This is a genomic window from Ruegeria sp. AH3, from assembly GCF_056536265.1.
Genome location: NZ_JBQFJL010000001.1, coordinates 3332430 through 3348202, shown reverse-complemented (window position 1 = coordinate 3348202; position 15773 = coordinate 3332430). Strand labels below are relative to the sequence as shown.

Genomic DNA, 15773 nt, shown 5'->3' with positions numbered 1-15773 from the left:
AAGTTGCAACTGAAAGAGGGACAGCACCCATGCGCGTTTTCACCGTCCTCGGCCCCAGCCAATCGGGCAAAACCACCTTGGTCGAAGCGATCAGCCGCCTCGACGGGCGGCCCACAACATTCGATATCGCCGGAACCGTGCATCTGCACGGTTTTTCTTATTTGGACGAACCCTGGTGCGCGGTGGACGTGGACGGAGGCGGCGATGCGCTGGCCTATGTCGGCCCCGCAATGGCCATCTCGGACGCGGCCGTGGTCGTCGTGCCGCCTGATCCGGATGCCGCCGTCCTGTGTGCCCCGTATCTCAGGCTGGTGGAAGAAGCGGGTATCCCCTGTTTCCTGTTCATCAACCGCATGGACAGCCCCAATGGCCGCATCCGCGACATCGTTGCGGCACTACAGACCTATTGCACTCATCACATCGCTCTGCGACAGGTTCCGATCCGCGACGGGGACACCATCATCGGTGCCGTCGACCTGATCTCGGAACGCGCGTGGAAGTATCAGGAAGGCCAGCCCTCGGCCCTGATCGAGCTGCCGCAATCGGTAGAAGACCGCGAACAGGAAGCACGCACCGAACTGCTGGAGACCCTATCGGATTTTGACGACAACCTTCTGGAGCAGCTGATCGAGGACAAACAGCCGCCCAGCGAAGAGGTCTATGAACTGGCCGCGCAGGTCTTGCAGAACCACCAGCTGATCCCGGCATGCCTGGGTGCCGCGAGTCATGGCAATGGCCTGACCCGGCTGATGAAAGCGCTGCGGCATGAGGCGCCGGAATTCAGCATCGCGGCAGATAGGGATGAGGCTGAAGAGAACGCACGTGCCATCGCTGGCTTTGCAGATGTGAAAAAGCATATCGGCAAGATCACCGTGTTGCGCGGTCTGGGTGACGGGGTGAAAGCACACGAATCTCTGGGTGGCGAAACCGTCGGGAACCTGACCACCTTAGATGCCAAGACCCAGATCAGCGCCCTTGAGGCCGGACAGATCGGGTTGGCGGTGAAGTCCGACCATCTCAACCCCGGTTTCATCTATGATAGTGCGGCGGCAACGCCGCTGCCGGAATGGGCATCTTCACACCCTGCTGCGCACCGTCAGGTCGTTTCGCCCGCGCATGAGCGTGACGATGTACGCCTGTCGAACGCGCTGACCCGGTTGGTCGAGATCGATCCCGGCCTGCATCTGGAACAGGACGAGTTGAGCGGTCATTCCATTCTGGGCTCGCAAGGTCCGCAGCATATGCGGCGCGTGAGCGCCAAGCTGGCTGAAGATTTCGGTATCGAGATCGAGGCCGAGGCCGCCGGAACTGCCTATCGCGAAACCATCCGCACGAAGGTCGATCATCGCCATCGCCATCGCAAGCAATCCGGTGGTGCGGGGCAATTTGCCGATGTCGTTATATCCATCGCACCGCTGCCACGCGGATCTGGGTTCCAGTTCGAAGAAGTGGTTAAAGGCGGAGCGGTACCGCGGAATTACATTCCCTCGGTGGAGCATGGGGCCAAGGATGCTCTGGTCGAAGGCCCCGAGGGGTTCCCTGTCGTGGACGTCAAGGTGACGCTGAGTGACGGCAAACACCATAACGTAGACAGCTCGGACTACGCCTTCCGCACGGCAGGTAAGAACGCCGTACGTGAAGCGCTGCCCGAGGCCAAACCGGTTGTCCTGCAACCGATCCTGAACGCCGAGATTCATCTGCCATCGGCCTTCGTCGGCGATCTGGTCCCGACGATCAGTTCGCTGCAAGGTCAGGTGCTGGGCTTCGAGGGCAATCCGAACGCGTCGGGCTGGGAAATCTTCAACGCGCAGCTTCCGGCTGTTGCCGAGGATGAGCTGCACCGCACCCTCGCCAGCGCCACCCGTGGCACCGGCTGGGTGAAACTGCAATTCGATCACTATGAAGAGCTGCGCGGCCCCGTTCCCGCGTCAGCCAAGAACAAGGAAATCGCCTGAGGCCAAACGCGCGGGCTGCCCGTCAGCCCGCCGCCGCAATCAGTTCGCGGGTGTAATCGGTTTGGGCGTGTTCGAACAAATCCTCGGCAGCGCCCATTTCAACCACATCGCCGTTGCGCATGACGATGACGTTGTGAGACATCGCGCGCACGACCTTCAGGTCATGGCTGATGAACAGATAGGCCAGCCCGTATTTCCTTTGCAGGTCCCGCAACAGATCAACAATCTGCACCTGCACGGTCATGTCTAGCGCGCTGGTTGGTTCGTCCAGCACCAGCAGCTTGGGCCTCAATACCATGGCGCGGGCAATGGCGATCCGCTGGCGTTGCCCACCCGAAAACTCATGCGGGTAACGGTCCATCGCGGCTGGGTCCAGCCCAACCTCGGTCATCACTTCGGCCACCAATTCGCGCGGGGCACGATGGGGATCGACCTTATGTATGGCCAACCCTTCGGCGATGATCTGCATACAGGTCATACGGGGGCTGAGGCTGCCGAACGGATCCTGAAATACGATCTGCATGTCTTTGCGCAACCGCCTGAGTTCACGCGTTGACCAGCGGCGCACATTCTGGTCGCGGAAAGTGATCCCGCCCTCGGACGCGATCAAACGCATGATGGCCAGCGCCAGCGTTGTCTTGCCCGATCCACTTTCGCCTACGATCCCCAATGTTTCTCCTGCGCGCACGCTAAGCGTCGCATCATTGACAGCTTTCACATAGCCCACGGTCCGTTTGAGAAACCCGCGCTGAATCGGGAACCAGACTTTCAGGTGATCAGTGCGGGCCACCTCTTCGGCATCCGGGGCCACCGGGTCGGGGTGCCCGGACGGCTCGGCCGCCAGAAGCTTACGAGTATAGGGGTGTTGCGGGTTGTCGAAAATCTCCGTTGTCACGCCGGTTTCGACAATCTCGCCATCCTTCATCACACAGACCCGGTTGGCGATGCGGCGCACAATGCCAAGGTCATGGGTGATGAACAACATCCCCATGTTCTCTGACTTTTGCAGTTCGGCCAGCAATTCGAGAATCTGCGCCTGAATCGTCACGTCCAGCGCGGTCGTCGGTTCATCCGCGATCAGAATGTCCGGCTTGTTGGCCAAGGCCATCGCGATCATCACGCGCTGACGCTGTCCACCGGACAATTGATGCGGATAACTGTCCAACCGCTCTTCGGGGTCGCGGATGCCAACTTTGTTCAAAAGTTCCACAATCCGCGTGCGCGCCGCATCGCCCGTAACGCCCTGATGCAGCGCCAGAGATTCCGCCATCTGCTTCTGGATCGTATGCAGCGGGTTGAGCGAGGTCATCGGTTCTTGAAATATAAAACTAATGTCATTGCCGCGCACGTCCATCAATCTGTCTTCGGACGCACCGATCATCTCTTGCCCGTCATAGGTGACTGAGCCTTCGACTATTGCGCTATCGCCCAACAACGACACAGTGCTGAGCGCGGTCACGGATTTGCCCGAACCGGATTCGCCCACCAGCGCCACGGTTTCTCCTCGGTCGACCGTAAAGGACACGCCCTTGACCGCCGCCGAAACCTGCCCGTCCTGCCGGAACGAGACCTTGAGGTTGTTCACATCCAAAAGGCTCATGAGAAGGTCTTTCTGGGATCAAACGCATCGCGCACGCCTTCAAAAATGAAGACCAGCAGCGACAGCATGATGGCAAAGGTGAAGAAGGCGGTGAAGGCCAGCCACGGAGCCTGCAGGTTCTGTTTCGCCTGCAAGGTCAGTTCCCCAAGCGACGGGGCCGAGGACGGCAAACCGAAGCCGAGGAAGTCCAGCGAGGCCAGCCCACCAATGGTTCCGGTCACGATGAACGGCATGAAGGTCAGCGTGGCCACCATCGCGTTGGGCAGCATGTGGCGGAACATGATGGTCATGTTGCCCACGCCTAGCGCGCGGGCGGCGCGGACATATTCCAGATTGCGCGCCCGCAGGAATTCGGCGCGCACAACGCCCACCAACCCGGTCCAACTGAACAGGATCATCAGAATCACCAATAGCCAGAAACTTCGCCCGAGAATCGCAAACATGATGATGATGACGTATAGCGACGGGGTCGCCGACCATATCTCGATGATGCGCTGGAAGATCAGGTCCAGCCAGCCCCCGAAAAAGCCCTGAATGGCCCCGGCGAAAATCCCGATCAGACTGGCCACTCCGGTCACCAGCAAGGTGAACAGGATCGACAGGCGGAAGCCATAGATCACGCGGGCCAGTACATCGCGCTTGGTGTCATCCGTGCCCAGCAGGTTCTGGCCGTTTGGCGGCAGCGGTGCCGCGCCCGGACGATCCACGCTGGTGTTGAAGGAATAGGGGATCAGGGGCCAGATAGCCCAGCCGCGTTCAAAACCTTCGGCTTCGAACGTACCCGCCTTGATCTCGTCGATAATGCCTTCGGGATCGTCGAAACACTGCTCCAGCCCGCCACTATCGATCAGGCACATGACCTCGGGGTCGCGATAGATCGCCTCGGTCTGGAAATCGCCCCCGAATTCCGTTTCGGCGTAGAAATTGAACACGGGCGTGTAGAATTCGCCGCGATACTTCACAAGGATCGGTTTGTCGTTGGCGATAAACTCGGCAAATAGCGACAGGCCGAACAGAACCGAGAAGATGATCAGCGACCAGAACGCCCGACCATTGCGTCGGAAATTGCGCCAGCGGCGCTGGTTGAGAGGGGAAAGTGCCATTTACCCCTCCCGCTTTTCGAAATCGATGCGGGGATCGACCAGCACATACATCAGATCGCTGATGATGCCGACGACCAGCCCCATCAGGCCAAAGATGAAAAGCGTGCCGAAGATCACCGGATAATCGCGCGCCACGGCGGCCTCGAACCCCAGACGGCCCAGACCATCCAGCGAGAAGATCGTCTCGATGATGATCGAACCTCCGAAGAACACACCGATGAACACCGCCGGGAAGCCCGCAATCACGATCAGCATCGCGTTGCGGAAAACATGGCCGTAAAGCACCTTACCCTCGCTCAGGCCCTTGGCGCGGGCAGTCATGACGTACTGCTTCTTGATCTCATCCAGAAACGAGTTTTTGGTCAGCAGCGTCAGCGTCGCAAAGGCCGAGATGGTCAGCGCAATGATCGGCAGCGCGATATGCCAGAAATAGTCGGTGATCTTGCCGAACAGGCTGAGGCTGTCCCAATTGTCCGAAGTCAGCCCCCGCAGCGGGAAGATCTGCCAATACGAGCCCCCTGCGAAGAGTACCAGCAGAAGGATGGCAAACAGGAACCCGGGGATGGCATAGGCCACAATGATGGCTCCGCTGGTCCAGGTGTCGAAGCTCGAGCCATCCTTGATTGCCTTGCGAATACCCAGCGGGATCGAGACCAGATAGGCGATCAGCGTGGACCACAGGCCCAGCGAGATCGACACAGGCATCTTTTCCAGCACCAGATCAATCACGCTGATCGAGCGGAAATAGCTCTCGCCAAAATCCAGCGTCAGGTAATTGCCCATCATGCCCAGAAAACGTTCGAGTGGCGGTTTGTCGAAGCCGAACTCTTTCTCAAGCTCAGCAATGAATTCAGGCGGCAGACCGCGGGCACCGACGTATTTGTCGTCAAAGGCACCGCCTGCGGGCTCGGCCCCTGCCCCGGCGTCGCCGCCGCCTGCAAAGCCGGCAAAGACATCACCCTGACCTTCGATCTGAGCGATGATCTGTTCGATCGGTCCGCCGGGGACGAATTGCACCAGCGTGAAGTTGACGATCATGATGCCCAGAAGGGTCGGTATGACCAGCAACAGACGTCTTAGAATATAGGCGCCCATGTTAACGCAGCGCGCCTTTCGCCTTCAGTGCCGCCTCTTTCTCGGGGTTGACCCACCACAGGTCGAGATAGCCCAGCGTGAACGGGGGCAGGTTTTCCGGGTATTCATACATGTCGTAGTAAGCTGTCCAATAATCCGCCACATACCCATCAGGTATGATGAAGAACTCATAGCGCAGCACACGGTCCAGCGCCATAAGCGCTGCGTCCTGTTCGGCCTGATTTGTGGTGTCGAATGACGCTTCGATCACGGCATCCACAAGCGGGCTGGCAAGACCCGCCGGGTTAAACAGGCTGAACGCCGCCTCTTCCGAGCCATACATCTGGCTCAGCCCGCCGCCCGTGGACAGGAAAGATCCGTAACGGGTCGAATACACCATGTCATAGTCGCGCTCGCGCCGACGCAGGGTGAACTGCGATGGGTCTACCTTTTCCGCCGTCGCATCTATGCCAATGGATTGCAGGTTCTGGACAAAGGTCTCGATCATCGTTGCGGTCGATGTGGGAATGCTAGAGGCGTAGGGAATATTGACCTTCAGCGTCTGCCCCTCTGCGTTGCGGCGCAGATTGCCATCACCCACGGGCCAACCGGCCTCATCCAGCAGCTTTGACGCCTGGCGCAGGTTACGGCGATCATTCAGGCGGGCTGCATTGGATTCGTGTACCACCAGCGCAGGCTCGTTCATAACGGCGGCGGGCACCACATCGCCCAGAGTTTCGAGGAACGCACGCTCTGCGCCTGCAGGCACATCTTTTGCTTCAAGATGGGTGTCCTGCACAAAGGAACTGCGCGGGGAGTTCAGGCCAAACATCAGCGATTCATTGGCCCACTCGAAGTTGAATGCCAGCGCGATAGCCTTGCGCACATTCTTGTCAGCGAATTGCGGCTTGCCCAGATTGAACACAAAGCCCGACGGCGTCGGAGGGCTGCCGTCAGCGATTTCATCCTGCACGACAGAGCCTTCGCTCAACTTCGGAAAATCATAGCTGGAGGCCCAAAGCTTCGGATCGCTCTCGATGCGCATGGTGTATTCGCCCGCTTTGAAGCCTTCGAACGCAGCGGTCTGGTCCGCAAAATATTCAATCCGGATGGTATCGTAGTTGTTCCGACCCACGTTGATCGGCAGGTCCTTACCCCAGTAGTCATCACGCCGTTTGTACACGATCCGGCGATTGATATCGTAGTTGTCCAGCTTGTAGGGGCCCGATCCCACGGCCACTTCCAGCCGGGGTTCATCAAGACGGCGGCTCTCATCCGCTTCGAACCAAGCTTTTGAGAAGACCGGCGTTGAGCCCACCGTTTCGATCAGACCGCGCCGTGTCACTTCGGGGTTGAAAGTGAATTTCACCGTGTGATCATCTAGCGCCTCGGCATTCTCAACCATGCGCCCCACGGCTTGGGCATAAGATGGCAGGCCCTGCTCGATGAACAAACGGTGGCTATAGACGACATCCTCAGCCGTGACCGGAGTTCCATCCCAGAAGGTCGCCTCGGGCCGCATGTGGAAGATCACATAGTTGCGGCCTTCATCATACTCGATGCTGTTGGCCAGAAGACCATAGTATTGCCCGACACTGTCAGAAGTGCTGTCGATCAGTGAGTCATATTGGATCGTCGTCAGGGCGCCTGCGCGCCCCTTGCGTGAGAAGGGGTTCAGCGAATCGAACGTCCCCGAACCGGCAAGCGATAGCTCACCACCTTTGGGCGCATCCGGATTTACATAGTTCAGGTGCGGATAATCGACCGGATAATCCAGATTGCCAAAGTAAGAATAGCCATGACTGCGCGTTATTGCTTCTTCGTTGGCAGCGGCAATATTTCCGCCAGACAATAAGACCGTAGCCGAAATCCCAAGCACCGCAGCCCAAGATTGAAACTTTGGCGGTCGCGGTACGGTCAGAAGGGATTTCATGATGCTCGTCCTCTGGGTCATTTGTGATCTTCAATGTCGTGCAGGCCAGCTAAAAGACCAACACTTACTGTTGCAAGTTTAGAATGCGTGAACGCTTTGTGAAGTTCTTGTCAGACAAAAAATTAAAGCCGCTGCACCAGGCAGCGGCTTTGAAATCTTCAATTCTGACCGGTCGATCAATTTCCGATGGTTTGCAGATACGCAATCAGATCGGCGCGCTCTTGCGGTTTTTTCAGACCAGCAAAGCTCATCGAAGTGCCCGAGATATAGGCGCTGGGACGCTCGAGGAACGCGTCCAGAGCTTCCGGCGTCCAGTTGCCGCCATGGGCCTGCATCGAAGCTGAATAGCCGGTGAAGCCTTCGGCCGTTGCGACCGGGCGGTCTACGATACCATAGAGGTATGGACCTGTGCCGTTGGCACCGTCCTCAAGCTTGTGGCAGGCGGTGCATTTGCGGAACACACGTGCGCCCTTCTCAGGATCGGCTGCGGCGAGCATGTCTTCGAATACGACCTCTTCACCGTCAGCGCTCTCACCCGCGCTTTCTGTTTCGATAATGTAAGCTGCTTCGGCAGAATGGCTATCAGAGCTATAGAGGACGTCCGCCCCCCATTTTGCCAGAAGAAGCACCAAGAAGGTGCCAAACAGGCCTGCTGCGGCCTTGGTAACTGTCATCGTGTCGAACATTTTGATCGCGTGTCCATTTCAGCTGTCTTGGGGGTGTCTAAGGCTTCCCCTGAGAAGAGGCAAGGTATAGACACCGCGACTAAACGCCCAATTCGCGAACTTGTTGCACGGAAACGACCAAATGACCAAACGCATTGCATTTCAGGGAGAACCCGGCGCCTATAGCCACGAGGCGTGCCGTAACGCGCGCCCTGATATGGACGCCCTGCCCTGCCGAACTTTCGAAGATGTGATCGAATCAGTGCGCTCGGGCGAGGCCGATCTGGCGATGCTGCCGGTCGAAAACACCACTTATGGCCGGGTCGCGGACATCCACCGGCTGCTACCCCATAGCGGGTTGCATATCATCGACGAGGCCTTTGTGCGGGTGCATATCAACCTGCTGGGGGTTCCGGGCGCAAAGCTCGACGACATAACCGAGGCCCATTCCCATCTGGTTCTGCTGCCTCAATGCGCCGGGTTCCTCAAACAGCACAACATCCGAGGCCGTGTCAGCCCTGACAACGCCCGCGCTGCCCGCGAGGTGGCAGAGGCAGGTGAGCTTCACTCAGCCGCGCTGGCCAGCGAACTGGCAGGCGAGATCTATGGCCTGAATGTGCTGGCACGCCACATCGAGGATCATGGCGACAACACAACCCGGTTCCTGGTGATGTCACGCGAGGTCGATCTTGCGCGCCGGGGTGATCACGGGATGATCACGAGCTTTGTGTTCCAAGTCCGCAACATCCCGGCAGCACTCTACAAAGCGATGGGTGGGTTCGCGACGAATGGCGTCAACATGACCAAGCTCGAAAGCTACATGGTCGATGGTTCTTTCACAGCAACGCAGTTTTATGCCGATATCGTAGGTCATCCGGATGACCATAACGTCAAACTCGCGATGGACGAATTGGAACATTTCACGACCAATGTCGAACTGCTGGGCGTATACCCGGCGGCGCAACCGCGTGGGTAACTCGAGATTAGGTCGACGCTCGGAACTCGGACCGGCGCACCCCTGACTTCAAAGCGTTCAGAATTCTAACGGCGTTCGCACCGGTATCATCCGTTGAGTCGATTTCAAGGTCATACACGCGCCCGAGATGTATGGTTTGCTGATCCTGAACTGCGCTGCCTATCCTACGGTCGCCACGAGCCCTCTCTCGTTGTTCCAAAACATCGACCGGACAGTGTACCGCCACGAACAAGACGTCATGACGACCAAAATCGGGTTTGAGTGTTTCGATCCAGCCCGGACTGTCAAAAATATGCTCGACAATCAGATTGTTGCCCGCATCCGCATAAGCCACCAGCGACCAGTGGAAGCCGTCGAATATCTCTCGCCTGCTGTCTGCCCAGTCAAATTCACCGGTTCGAAATCGATGCATGGGCAAAATGCCTGCGTCTCTCAGATGGTCGATAGAGATATGCCAGAATGGCACATCGGCTCTGTTCTGTAGCGCCTGTGCGATCGTCGTTTTGCCACTGCTTGACGCGCCATGCAGGAGAATGATCTGTGATCTTTGGGCTATCCGCATTCGCTAGCACCTGTTCATTGGTAGTTGACCGGTCAGGTTCTTGCTCAATCAAACCCCGTGCAGGTGACGTTCTTCCATCTCGCGCGCGAAGTCGCTGAGACGTGTCTGGAACTGGCGGCGAAACCGGGACTGGCCCAGTTTCAGGGATTGCAGCAGTAGCCGGGAAGGCAGTGTCTTTGCTTTCAGCGACGTCATCACGCTCAGCCGTGTCCGGCGCTGCGACAGAGCCAGCAGTTCAATAAGAGTATCTCCGTTCATACCCTTGCTACTGGCCTGAAATCGCATCAACGACGGCGTTTCACATTCGCTCAGCACGATTGAAATCTGGCGTGGCTTACCGCGGATATTCAGCACCGTCTCCCATGACGTACCTGCATGCGGCGATGCAAACCCGGAAGTACGCCGAACGTCGATCCCGCGGCGTATGGCCATGCGCTCAAAACGCTCAAAATCCGCCACCATGGCAAACACCGTGTCGATCGGGACTTCGATATCTTCCTGTGCTGAAAACTGCATCTCGGTTCTTCTCTGTCTCGCGTCGCCGCCAGTCTCTCGTTAGTCCAGCGTGTCTGCAAGCCAGTGTTGCAGCAAAAAATGCGCAATCGCGCCCTTGCGGGCCGGTAACAGGGTCGGGTGATCCCCCGCGAAAGCCTGCATCATTTCAGTCCGGCTGACCCAGATCGCGTCTTCGATCTCAACCGGGTCAATCTGGATATCTGGCGACAAAGCTTCACCCGCGCAGCCAAACATCAGGGACGCGGGAAACGGCCAGGGTTGACTGGCCAGATAACGCACTGCACCGACGGGAACTCCGGCCTCTTCCATCACCTCGCGCCGCACTGCCGCCTCAAGCGTTTCACCGGGCTCAACAAATCCGGCCAGCAGAGAATACATCCCTTCCGGCCAACCCGGAGAACGCCCCATCAGAACCGAATTGCCATGCGTAATCAGCATGATCACCACGGGGTCGGTGCGCGGGAAATGCTGGCTACCGCAAGCAGGGCAACTGCGTTGCCATCCGCCCTGAGAGATCTCGCTGGCGGCACCGCATCGAGCGCAGAACCGATGCGTCTCATGCCATCCGATCACCGCCTTGGCCGTCGCCGCCAGCTCTGCATCGCGTGGGCTGAGGCGCGTCATGATGCGACGCAGTTCGGCAAAGACATGACCCTCAGGCAGATCGGGGTGCTGCTGTTCACTGCGATCCACGAATTCTCCGACACCGGCCAAATCCAATCCTTTGGCCGTCCAGCCGGAAATATCCATAGCGAACAAAGGTATGGCATCGTCTGAAAGGCCCAACAGAATAGGCTTTTCGATCACTCCATCCGGACCATTTTGCAAAATCTCGTGGTCCATCGCGATCAGCGCCAGCTTGTCCAGGGCTTCACCCTGCACCAGCACCTTGCCACGCCACAGCAGCAAACAACACGCCTTGGGATCATCATAGGCCTGCGCCAGCTTCTCTGGGTCGCTCCGCAACAATCCCGCCCGGTTCAAGCCCGAGCCGCCAAAAGTAACCTGTTCTGCGCGTTTCATGCCTATTGTCCTCGCCTGCCGCGCCAAGGGCTGCCATGTCTGTGCTGTCGGTGCAACGGAATTTGAGCAAACAAAATATTTTTGATCTGCCGCCGAAAGACCGCAGCATTGCCCCGGAATTTGCACTAAGTCCACCTCATGGTGAAAAATCTGTTACGATGACAGTCAGAAGTTGAAATTTTGAAACACGATAATTCGGCGCGTCAAATGCAGACGCGTAATTCCTGCGCAAAGGTTCGGATATTGGCCACGTCCGACCTGCATATGCATTTGACGTCATTTGACTATTATTCCGACATTCCCGAGACGAGCCGGGGTCTGACCCGCACCGCCAGCCTGATCCGAACGGCCCGAGATCAGGCCCGGTGCGACGGCGCGCTGGTATTACTGTTCGACAATGGTGACTCGCTGCAGGGCACTCCGCTTGGAGAATGGGCCTCGGACGTCGCAACCCAGATACATCCGCTCTCACAGGCATTCGACGCTCTGGGATATGACGCGATCGGGTTGGGCAATCACGATTTCGGAATCGGGCTGGATCTGGTAAATCGTATTGCTGCTCAGATCACCTGTCCGATGATTTGCAGCAATATGCGCACAACACACACGCCTCAGGGCTGGGTCCCTCACGCGATCCTGCAGCGGATGGTTTCCGTAAATGACGAAGACGTTCCGCTCCGTATTGGTGTTTTGTCCGTTCTGCCGCCGCAGACCATTCGGTGGGAGGCGCATGTGTTGCAGGAGCAGGCAGAGGTCACCGACATTCTGACTGCAGCGGCGCAGACGGCATCTTACCTCCGCGGTCAGGGCTGTGATCTTGTACTGGCGTTGGCCCATTCGGGGTTGGATCAGGCTGAAGCTGAAGCCGGAATGGAGAACGCAGTAATCCCGCTGGCCGCAATAGAGGGGATTGATGCGATCATTGCCGGGCACACTCATCTGACGCTGCCCGGCAAGGCGCATGAAGGTTTGCCTCATGTGGATCACGAACAAGGGCTGGTACATGGAAAACCGGTTGTGATGCCGGGATGGGGGGGCTCGCATCTGGGTGTGATTGATCTTGTGCTGAAACAGAATGCTGAGCACCGCTGGCGCATTGTTGAAAGCCGGGTCTGTGCAACACCGATCAAAACGGCAACCGGCCCGATCCCGGAAGACACCGAATTGAAACAACTTTTTGCCATAGGTCATGCGGAAACGCGCAAACGCGTCTCTGAACCCGTGGGGTCGGTGCCTAAGGCGTTGCACAGCTATTTCACCTATTGCGCCTTAGACCGGGGGCTTGCGTTGCTGGCGGCAGCTCAGGCTGCTGCCGTACGGTTCCATCTGGCTAGTACCGAGTGGGAGAGCCTTCCGATTCTCTCGGCCGCGGCACCCGCCAAATCCGGAGGCCGTGGAGGCCCGGAGTATTTTACCGACGTTCCCGCAGGCGAGATCTCGGTCCGCCATGTGGCCGATCTGCATGTCTTTCCCAATGAGCTGCGTGCGGTGCAGGTGACAGCAGAGCAACTGCGCGACTGGCTGGAGATGTCTGCCGGAGTGCTCAATCAGCTCTCGGCCGATCAGCCTTCGCACCTGATCAACCCGAAGCGTGCAGGGTTCAATTTCGACGTTCTGCACGGTGCAACTTATGAGGTCGACCTATCGCAACCGGCACGATTCGACGCTGCTGGCCGTCTGACGAATCCGGCCCATTCCCGAATCCGTTCGCTGAAGGTGGGCGGCAATCCGATCACTCCAGATCAGAAGTTCATTGTCGCAACGAACAATTACCGCGCCAATGGCGGCGGGCATTTCCCTTCGATTCCACATGCCCATCCGATCACGCTGCCTGCGCGGCTCATTCATGATGTGCTGCGTGATTATCTGGCGGGCAAACTGTCATATGACCCGCTGGAGCAAGCGCCGCGCCCGTTCATTCTGAGGCCGACAAACGGAGCCAGAGCTATTCTGACCACCGGCCCGTCCGCCCAGGCCTATCTGCATGAATTGGCCGAGTATGACCCCTGCGTTCTGCCTTTGGACGAAGACGGGTTCCTGCCTATCCAACTGACCCTCTGACGGGTTGCCAATGTGGCGCAGCGGGCCTATATGAGGGGTCGAGAGGTTGGCGCGGGCGAGCGCCTCGCCAACCTGGTCAGGTCCGGAAGGAAGCAGCCACAACGAGTCCCGCTTGGGTCGATGTCCAGCCTCTCACTTTATCAACCCCTGAGCCACAGGAGGGCTTTATGATTGTAGCAATGACCCTTCGGGCAGCCGGGTTCTGATCCGACACGATCTTCTGACTGCCTGAACACATGACCAGCGGATGCGCGATCGCCATCCGTCGGACACGCTGTTTCTGACAACAGGCAGACCAATGTCTCTTTCTTTATCGGACCTCGGATGGTCCTCACATTTTGCCGCGCAACACGTGGCTGACCCAACCTGCAATCCATTTCGCATCACAGCCGTTCATCGGGATCGGTTGATCGGGCTTGGCCCCAACGGCGAGATCCCGTTGCTGACCCCCAACCACCCCACCGGCGACTATGCGGTTGGGGACTGGGTGTTGGCAGACAATGATAGACGCGTGCACCACCTGCTGGACCGGCGCAGCCTGCTGCAGCGTCGCGCTGCGGGCACAGGTGCTTCGGCACAATTAATCGCCGCGAATGTCGATGTGTTGTTCATCGTCAGCTCATGCAATGCCGATTTCAGTCTGCCCCGGCTGGAACGCTATCTGGCGCTTGCGCATCAGGCCGGGTGTTATCCGGTGATCGTGCTGACCAAGGCCGACAATTCCGATGCACCCGAGACCTTTGTGAAAAAGGCGCAAGCCATCGATCCGTTTCTGACTGTGTTGGCGATCAATGCACTGGACCCGGCTGCGATCGAACAGGTTCTTTCGTGGTGCCCAAAGGGTCAGACCGGTGCGCTGCTGGGCTCATCCGGAGTGGGTAAAACCACGCTGGCCAATGGCATGACCGGGCAGGAAAAAGCCACGGCGGGCATTCGCGAGGATGACGCACGGGGCCGGCACACCACGACCGCGCGCGCGTTGCATCAGATGCGCAATGGCGGCTGGCTGATCGACACCCCCGGCATGCGCGCGCTGCGTTTGCTGGATGCACAGGACGGAGTCGATGAGGTCTTCTCGGACCTCACGGAGCTAAGCCTGAATTGCCGTTTCTCGGATTGCCAGCACGAAACCGAGCCCGGCTGTGCGGTTCAGGCCGCGGTCCAAAGCGGCGCGCTTGACCCGTCCCGGCTGGAGCGTTGGCGTAAGTTGCGGCGCGAGGATCAGCGCAACTCGGAAACCATCGCTCAATCCCGGGCGCGGGACAAAGCGTTCGGCAAGATGGTGCGCAGCGTCACGCAGCAGAAAAAGTCACGCAAGAAGCTGTGAGGCAACGCCCCGTCTGGTCAGTCGATCAGGCGGGGCCAGACCGCTGCGTTGCGTCGGGCGAACGCTCCGATATGTCCAACTTTTGGCAAACCAAATTCCTGCGGCGACAACAGGTGACGACGGGCATTTGAGCCGTAAAGATCAGCCAGCCGCCACACGGCGGCGGGTGGTACCATCTCATCATCTTCAAAGGCGAACAGATCAACACGCCCGCCTGCAGTGGACCAGCGAGCCTGAGGCAGCGTCTCTCCGATCTCGGGCAGATAGCTGTCGGGAGCCGTGCACCACTTGCGCCACTGCCAATAGACCGGCGCGGGCAGATCTTCACCAAAACCGACCGCCTTGCCCGGCAAATATCCCAGAGCACGGACCAACAACGGCACATGGCCATACCAGAACAACGCAGCCAGCGCGCGGTAAGGCCACGGGTGATCTTTGAGCGTCACTAGACCTGAACAGACGCAGATCATCCGATCTATCTGTTCGATATCCGATTGCACCGGCCCAAGCATCGCACCAAGCGAGTGGCCAATACTCCATAGCTTGGCACCCGGAAACCGCCGCCGCATCTCGGCCCGTGCAGCAGGGATATCGACCAGCGCCCAGTCTGCCATTGTCACGGTCGAGGCCTTCTGCGGCCCGGTCAGCGAGTGACCAAAATCCCGATAATCGTAGGTCAGGCAGGCCATCCCGCGCTCAGCTGCCAGCCAACGCGCAAAATGCTGATAATAGTCTCGTGGCACGCCTGTGGCACTGTTAATGACCACAACCGTTTCCGGATCGGTCGCAGGCAGATACAAGCGGGCGGACAGCATCGCGGACCCGGCGGGAAACCGGAACTCCTCGGTCATCACGGTTTGCCGCGCGTCCAACATCTGATCCTCATGCGTTATCTGAACCGATCAGTTCACTCGATCGCGTTCGAGTCAAGGTTGACGTGGCTGGACCAAAGGTAAGCTTGTGGCATTCAATCCGCTT

The 15773-nt window shown here is 58.5% G+C and carries 13 protein-coding genes and 1 other RNA gene; 5 read left to right on the top strand and 9 right to left on the bottom strand.

Translation table 11 applies throughout. The annotated features are described in order from the left end of the window. Positions 1 to 29 precede the first annotated feature (29 nt). The gene (locus ACR3EM_RS16845; protein ID WP_480471795.1) at positions 30 to 1955 is read left to right on the top strand and encodes an elongation factor G; all 1926 of its coding nucleotides are present in this window, start codon (positions 30 to 32) and stop codon (positions 1953 to 1955) included. Between the two features lie 22 nt (positions 1956 to 1977). Here ACR3EM_RS16845 and ACR3EM_RS16840 read toward each other — a convergent pair whose 3' ends face one another. From ACR3EM_RS16840 to ACR3EM_RS16820, 5 genes are all read right to left on the bottom strand, one after another. Next, positions 1978 to 3555 (bottom strand): ABC transporter ATP-binding protein, encoded by a 1578-nt coding sequence (locus tag ACR3EM_RS16840; protein ID WP_480471794.1) that lies wholly within the window; start codon positions 3553 to 3555, stop codon positions 1978 to 1980. Then, complete coding sequence (locus tag ACR3EM_RS16835) at positions 3552 to 4658, bottom strand: ABC transporter permease (protein ID WP_480471793.1); 1107 nt, start codon at positions 4656 to 4658, stop codon at positions 3552 to 3554. Before ACR3EM_RS16835 ends, ACR3EM_RS16840 begins: the two co-directional genes overlap by 4 nt. Further along, positions 4659 to 5753 (bottom strand): microcin C ABC transporter permease YejB, encoded by a 1095-nt coding sequence (locus ACR3EM_RS16830; protein WP_480471792.1) that lies wholly within the window; start codon positions 5751 to 5753, stop codon positions 4659 to 4661. A gap of 1 nt (position 5754) precedes the next feature. Further along, positions 5755 to 7665 (bottom strand): extracellular solute-binding protein, encoded by a 1911-nt coding sequence (locus ACR3EM_RS16825; RefSeq protein WP_480471791.1) that lies wholly within the window; start codon positions 7663 to 7665, stop codon positions 5755 to 5757. A gap of 176 nt (positions 7666 to 7841) precedes the next feature. Continuing rightward, entirely contained in the window at positions 7842 to 8351 is a 510-nt protein-coding gene (locus ACR3EM_RS16820; protein ID WP_480471790.1) for a c-type cytochrome, read from the bottom strand. A 121-nt stretch (positions 8352 to 8472) separates the two neighbouring features. On the opposite strand from ACR3EM_RS16820, the gene ACR3EM_RS16815 reads away from it, so the two are divergent. After that, the gene (locus ACR3EM_RS16815) at positions 8473 to 9306 is read left to right on the top strand and encodes a prephenate dehydratase (RefSeq protein ID WP_480471789.1); all 834 of its coding nucleotides are present in this window, start codon (positions 8473 to 8475) and stop codon (positions 9304 to 9306) included. Between the two features lie 7 nt (positions 9307 to 9313). On the opposite strand, the gene ACR3EM_RS16810 is transcribed toward ACR3EM_RS16815, so the two are convergent. From ACR3EM_RS16810 to nudC, 3 genes are read right to left on the bottom strand one after another with little or no spacing between them, the layout of a single operon-like run. Further along, entirely contained in the window at positions 9314 to 9868 is a 555-nt protein-coding gene (locus ACR3EM_RS16810; protein WP_480471788.1) for a chloramphenicol phosphotransferase CPT family protein, read from the bottom strand. 48 nt (positions 9869 to 9916) lie between these two features. Next, positions 9917 to 10384 (bottom strand): SRPBCC family protein, encoded by a 468-nt coding sequence (locus ACR3EM_RS16805; protein WP_480471787.1) that lies wholly within the window; start codon positions 10382 to 10384, stop codon positions 9917 to 9919. A gap of 39 nt (positions 10385 to 10423) precedes the next feature. Further along, on the bottom strand, positions 10424 to 11407 hold the full coding sequence (gene nudC / locus ACR3EM_RS16800; protein ID WP_480471786.1) for an NAD(+) diphosphatase: 984 nt from the start codon (positions 11405 to 11407) through the stop codon (positions 10424 to 10426). Between the two features lie 207 nt (positions 11408 to 11614). Here nudC and ACR3EM_RS16795 point away from each other — a divergent pair, with 207 nt between their 5' ends. The 3 genes from ACR3EM_RS16795 (at position 11615) to rsgA (ending at position 14795) form a co-directional block, all read left to right on the top strand. After that, complete coding sequence (locus ACR3EM_RS16795) at positions 11615 to 13468, top strand: bifunctional 2',3'-cyclic-nucleotide 2'-phosphodiesterase/3'-nucleotidase (protein ID WP_480471785.1); 1854 nt, start codon at positions 11615 to 11617, stop codon at positions 13466 to 13468. A 39-nt stretch (positions 13469 to 13507) separates the two neighbouring features. Further along, positions 13508 to 13606, top strand: an RNA gene (gene ffs, locus ACR3EM_RS16790) — signal recognition particle sRNA small type. Between the two features lie 160 nt (positions 13607 to 13766). Beyond that, positions 13767 to 14795 (top strand): ribosome small subunit-dependent GTPase A, encoded by a 1029-nt coding sequence (rsgA, locus tag ACR3EM_RS16785; RefSeq protein ID WP_480471784.1) that lies wholly within the window; start codon positions 13767 to 13769, stop codon positions 14793 to 14795. A 17-nt stretch (positions 14796 to 14812) separates the two neighbouring features. Here rsgA and ACR3EM_RS16780 read toward each other — a convergent pair whose 3' ends face one another. Next, complete coding sequence (locus ACR3EM_RS16780; RefSeq protein ID WP_480471783.1) at positions 14813 to 15670, bottom strand: alpha/beta hydrolase family protein; 858 nt, start codon at positions 15668 to 15670, stop codon at positions 14813 to 14815. Between the last annotated feature and the right edge of the window lie 103 nt (positions 15671 to 15773).

What these genes read in the sequence shown, in the direction of transcription:
- ACR3EM_RS16845 (WP_480471795.1), top strand. Translation starts at nt 30, where the DNA reads ATGCGCGTTTTCACCGTCCTCGGCCCCAGCCAATCGGGCAAAACCACC.
- ACR3EM_RS16840 (WP_480471794.1), bottom strand. Translation starts at nt 3,555, where the DNA reads ATGAGCCTTTTGGATGTGAACAACCTCAAGGTCTCGTTCCGGCAGGAC.
- ACR3EM_RS16835 (WP_480471793.1), bottom strand. Translation starts at nt 4,658, where the DNA reads ATGGCACTTTCCCCTCTCAACCAGCGCCGCTGGCGCAATTTCCGACGC.
- ACR3EM_RS16830 (WP_480471792.1), bottom strand. Translation starts at nt 5,753, where the DNA reads ATGGGCGCCTATATTCTAAGACGTCTGTTGCTGGTCATACCGACCCTT.
- ACR3EM_RS16825 (WP_480471791.1), bottom strand. Translation starts at nt 7,665, where the DNA reads ATGAAATCCCTTCTGACCGTACCGCGACCGCCAAAGTTTCAATCTTGG.
- ACR3EM_RS16820 (WP_480471790.1), bottom strand. Translation starts at nt 8,351, where the DNA reads ATGTTCGACACGATGACAGTTACCAAGGCCGCAGCAGGCCTGTTTGGC.
- ACR3EM_RS16815 (WP_480471789.1), top strand. Translation starts at nt 8,473, where the DNA reads ATGACCAAACGCATTGCATTTCAGGGAGAACCCGGCGCCTATAGCCAC.
- ACR3EM_RS16810 (WP_480471788.1), bottom strand. Translation starts at nt 9,868, where the DNA reads ATGCGGATAGCCCAAAGATCACAGATCATTCTCCTGCATGGCGCGTCA.
- ACR3EM_RS16805 (WP_480471787.1), bottom strand. Translation starts at nt 10,384, where the DNA reads ATGCAGTTTTCAGCACAGGAAGATATCGAAGTCCCGATCGACACGGTG.
- nudC (WP_480471786.1), bottom strand. Translation starts at nt 11,407, where the DNA reads ATGAAACGCGCAGAACAGGTTACTTTTGGCGGCTCGGGCTTGAACCGG.
- ACR3EM_RS16795 (WP_480471785.1), top strand. Translation starts at nt 11,615, where the DNA reads ATGCAGACGCGTAATTCCTGCGCAAAGGTTCGGATATTGGCCACGTCC.
- rsgA (WP_480471784.1), top strand. Translation starts at nt 13,767, where the DNA reads ATGTCTCTTTCTTTATCGGACCTCGGATGGTCCTCACATTTTGCCGCG.
- ACR3EM_RS16780 (WP_480471783.1), bottom strand. Translation starts at nt 15,670, where the DNA reads ATGTTGGACGCGCGGCAAACCGTGATGACCGAGGAGTTCCGGTTTCCC.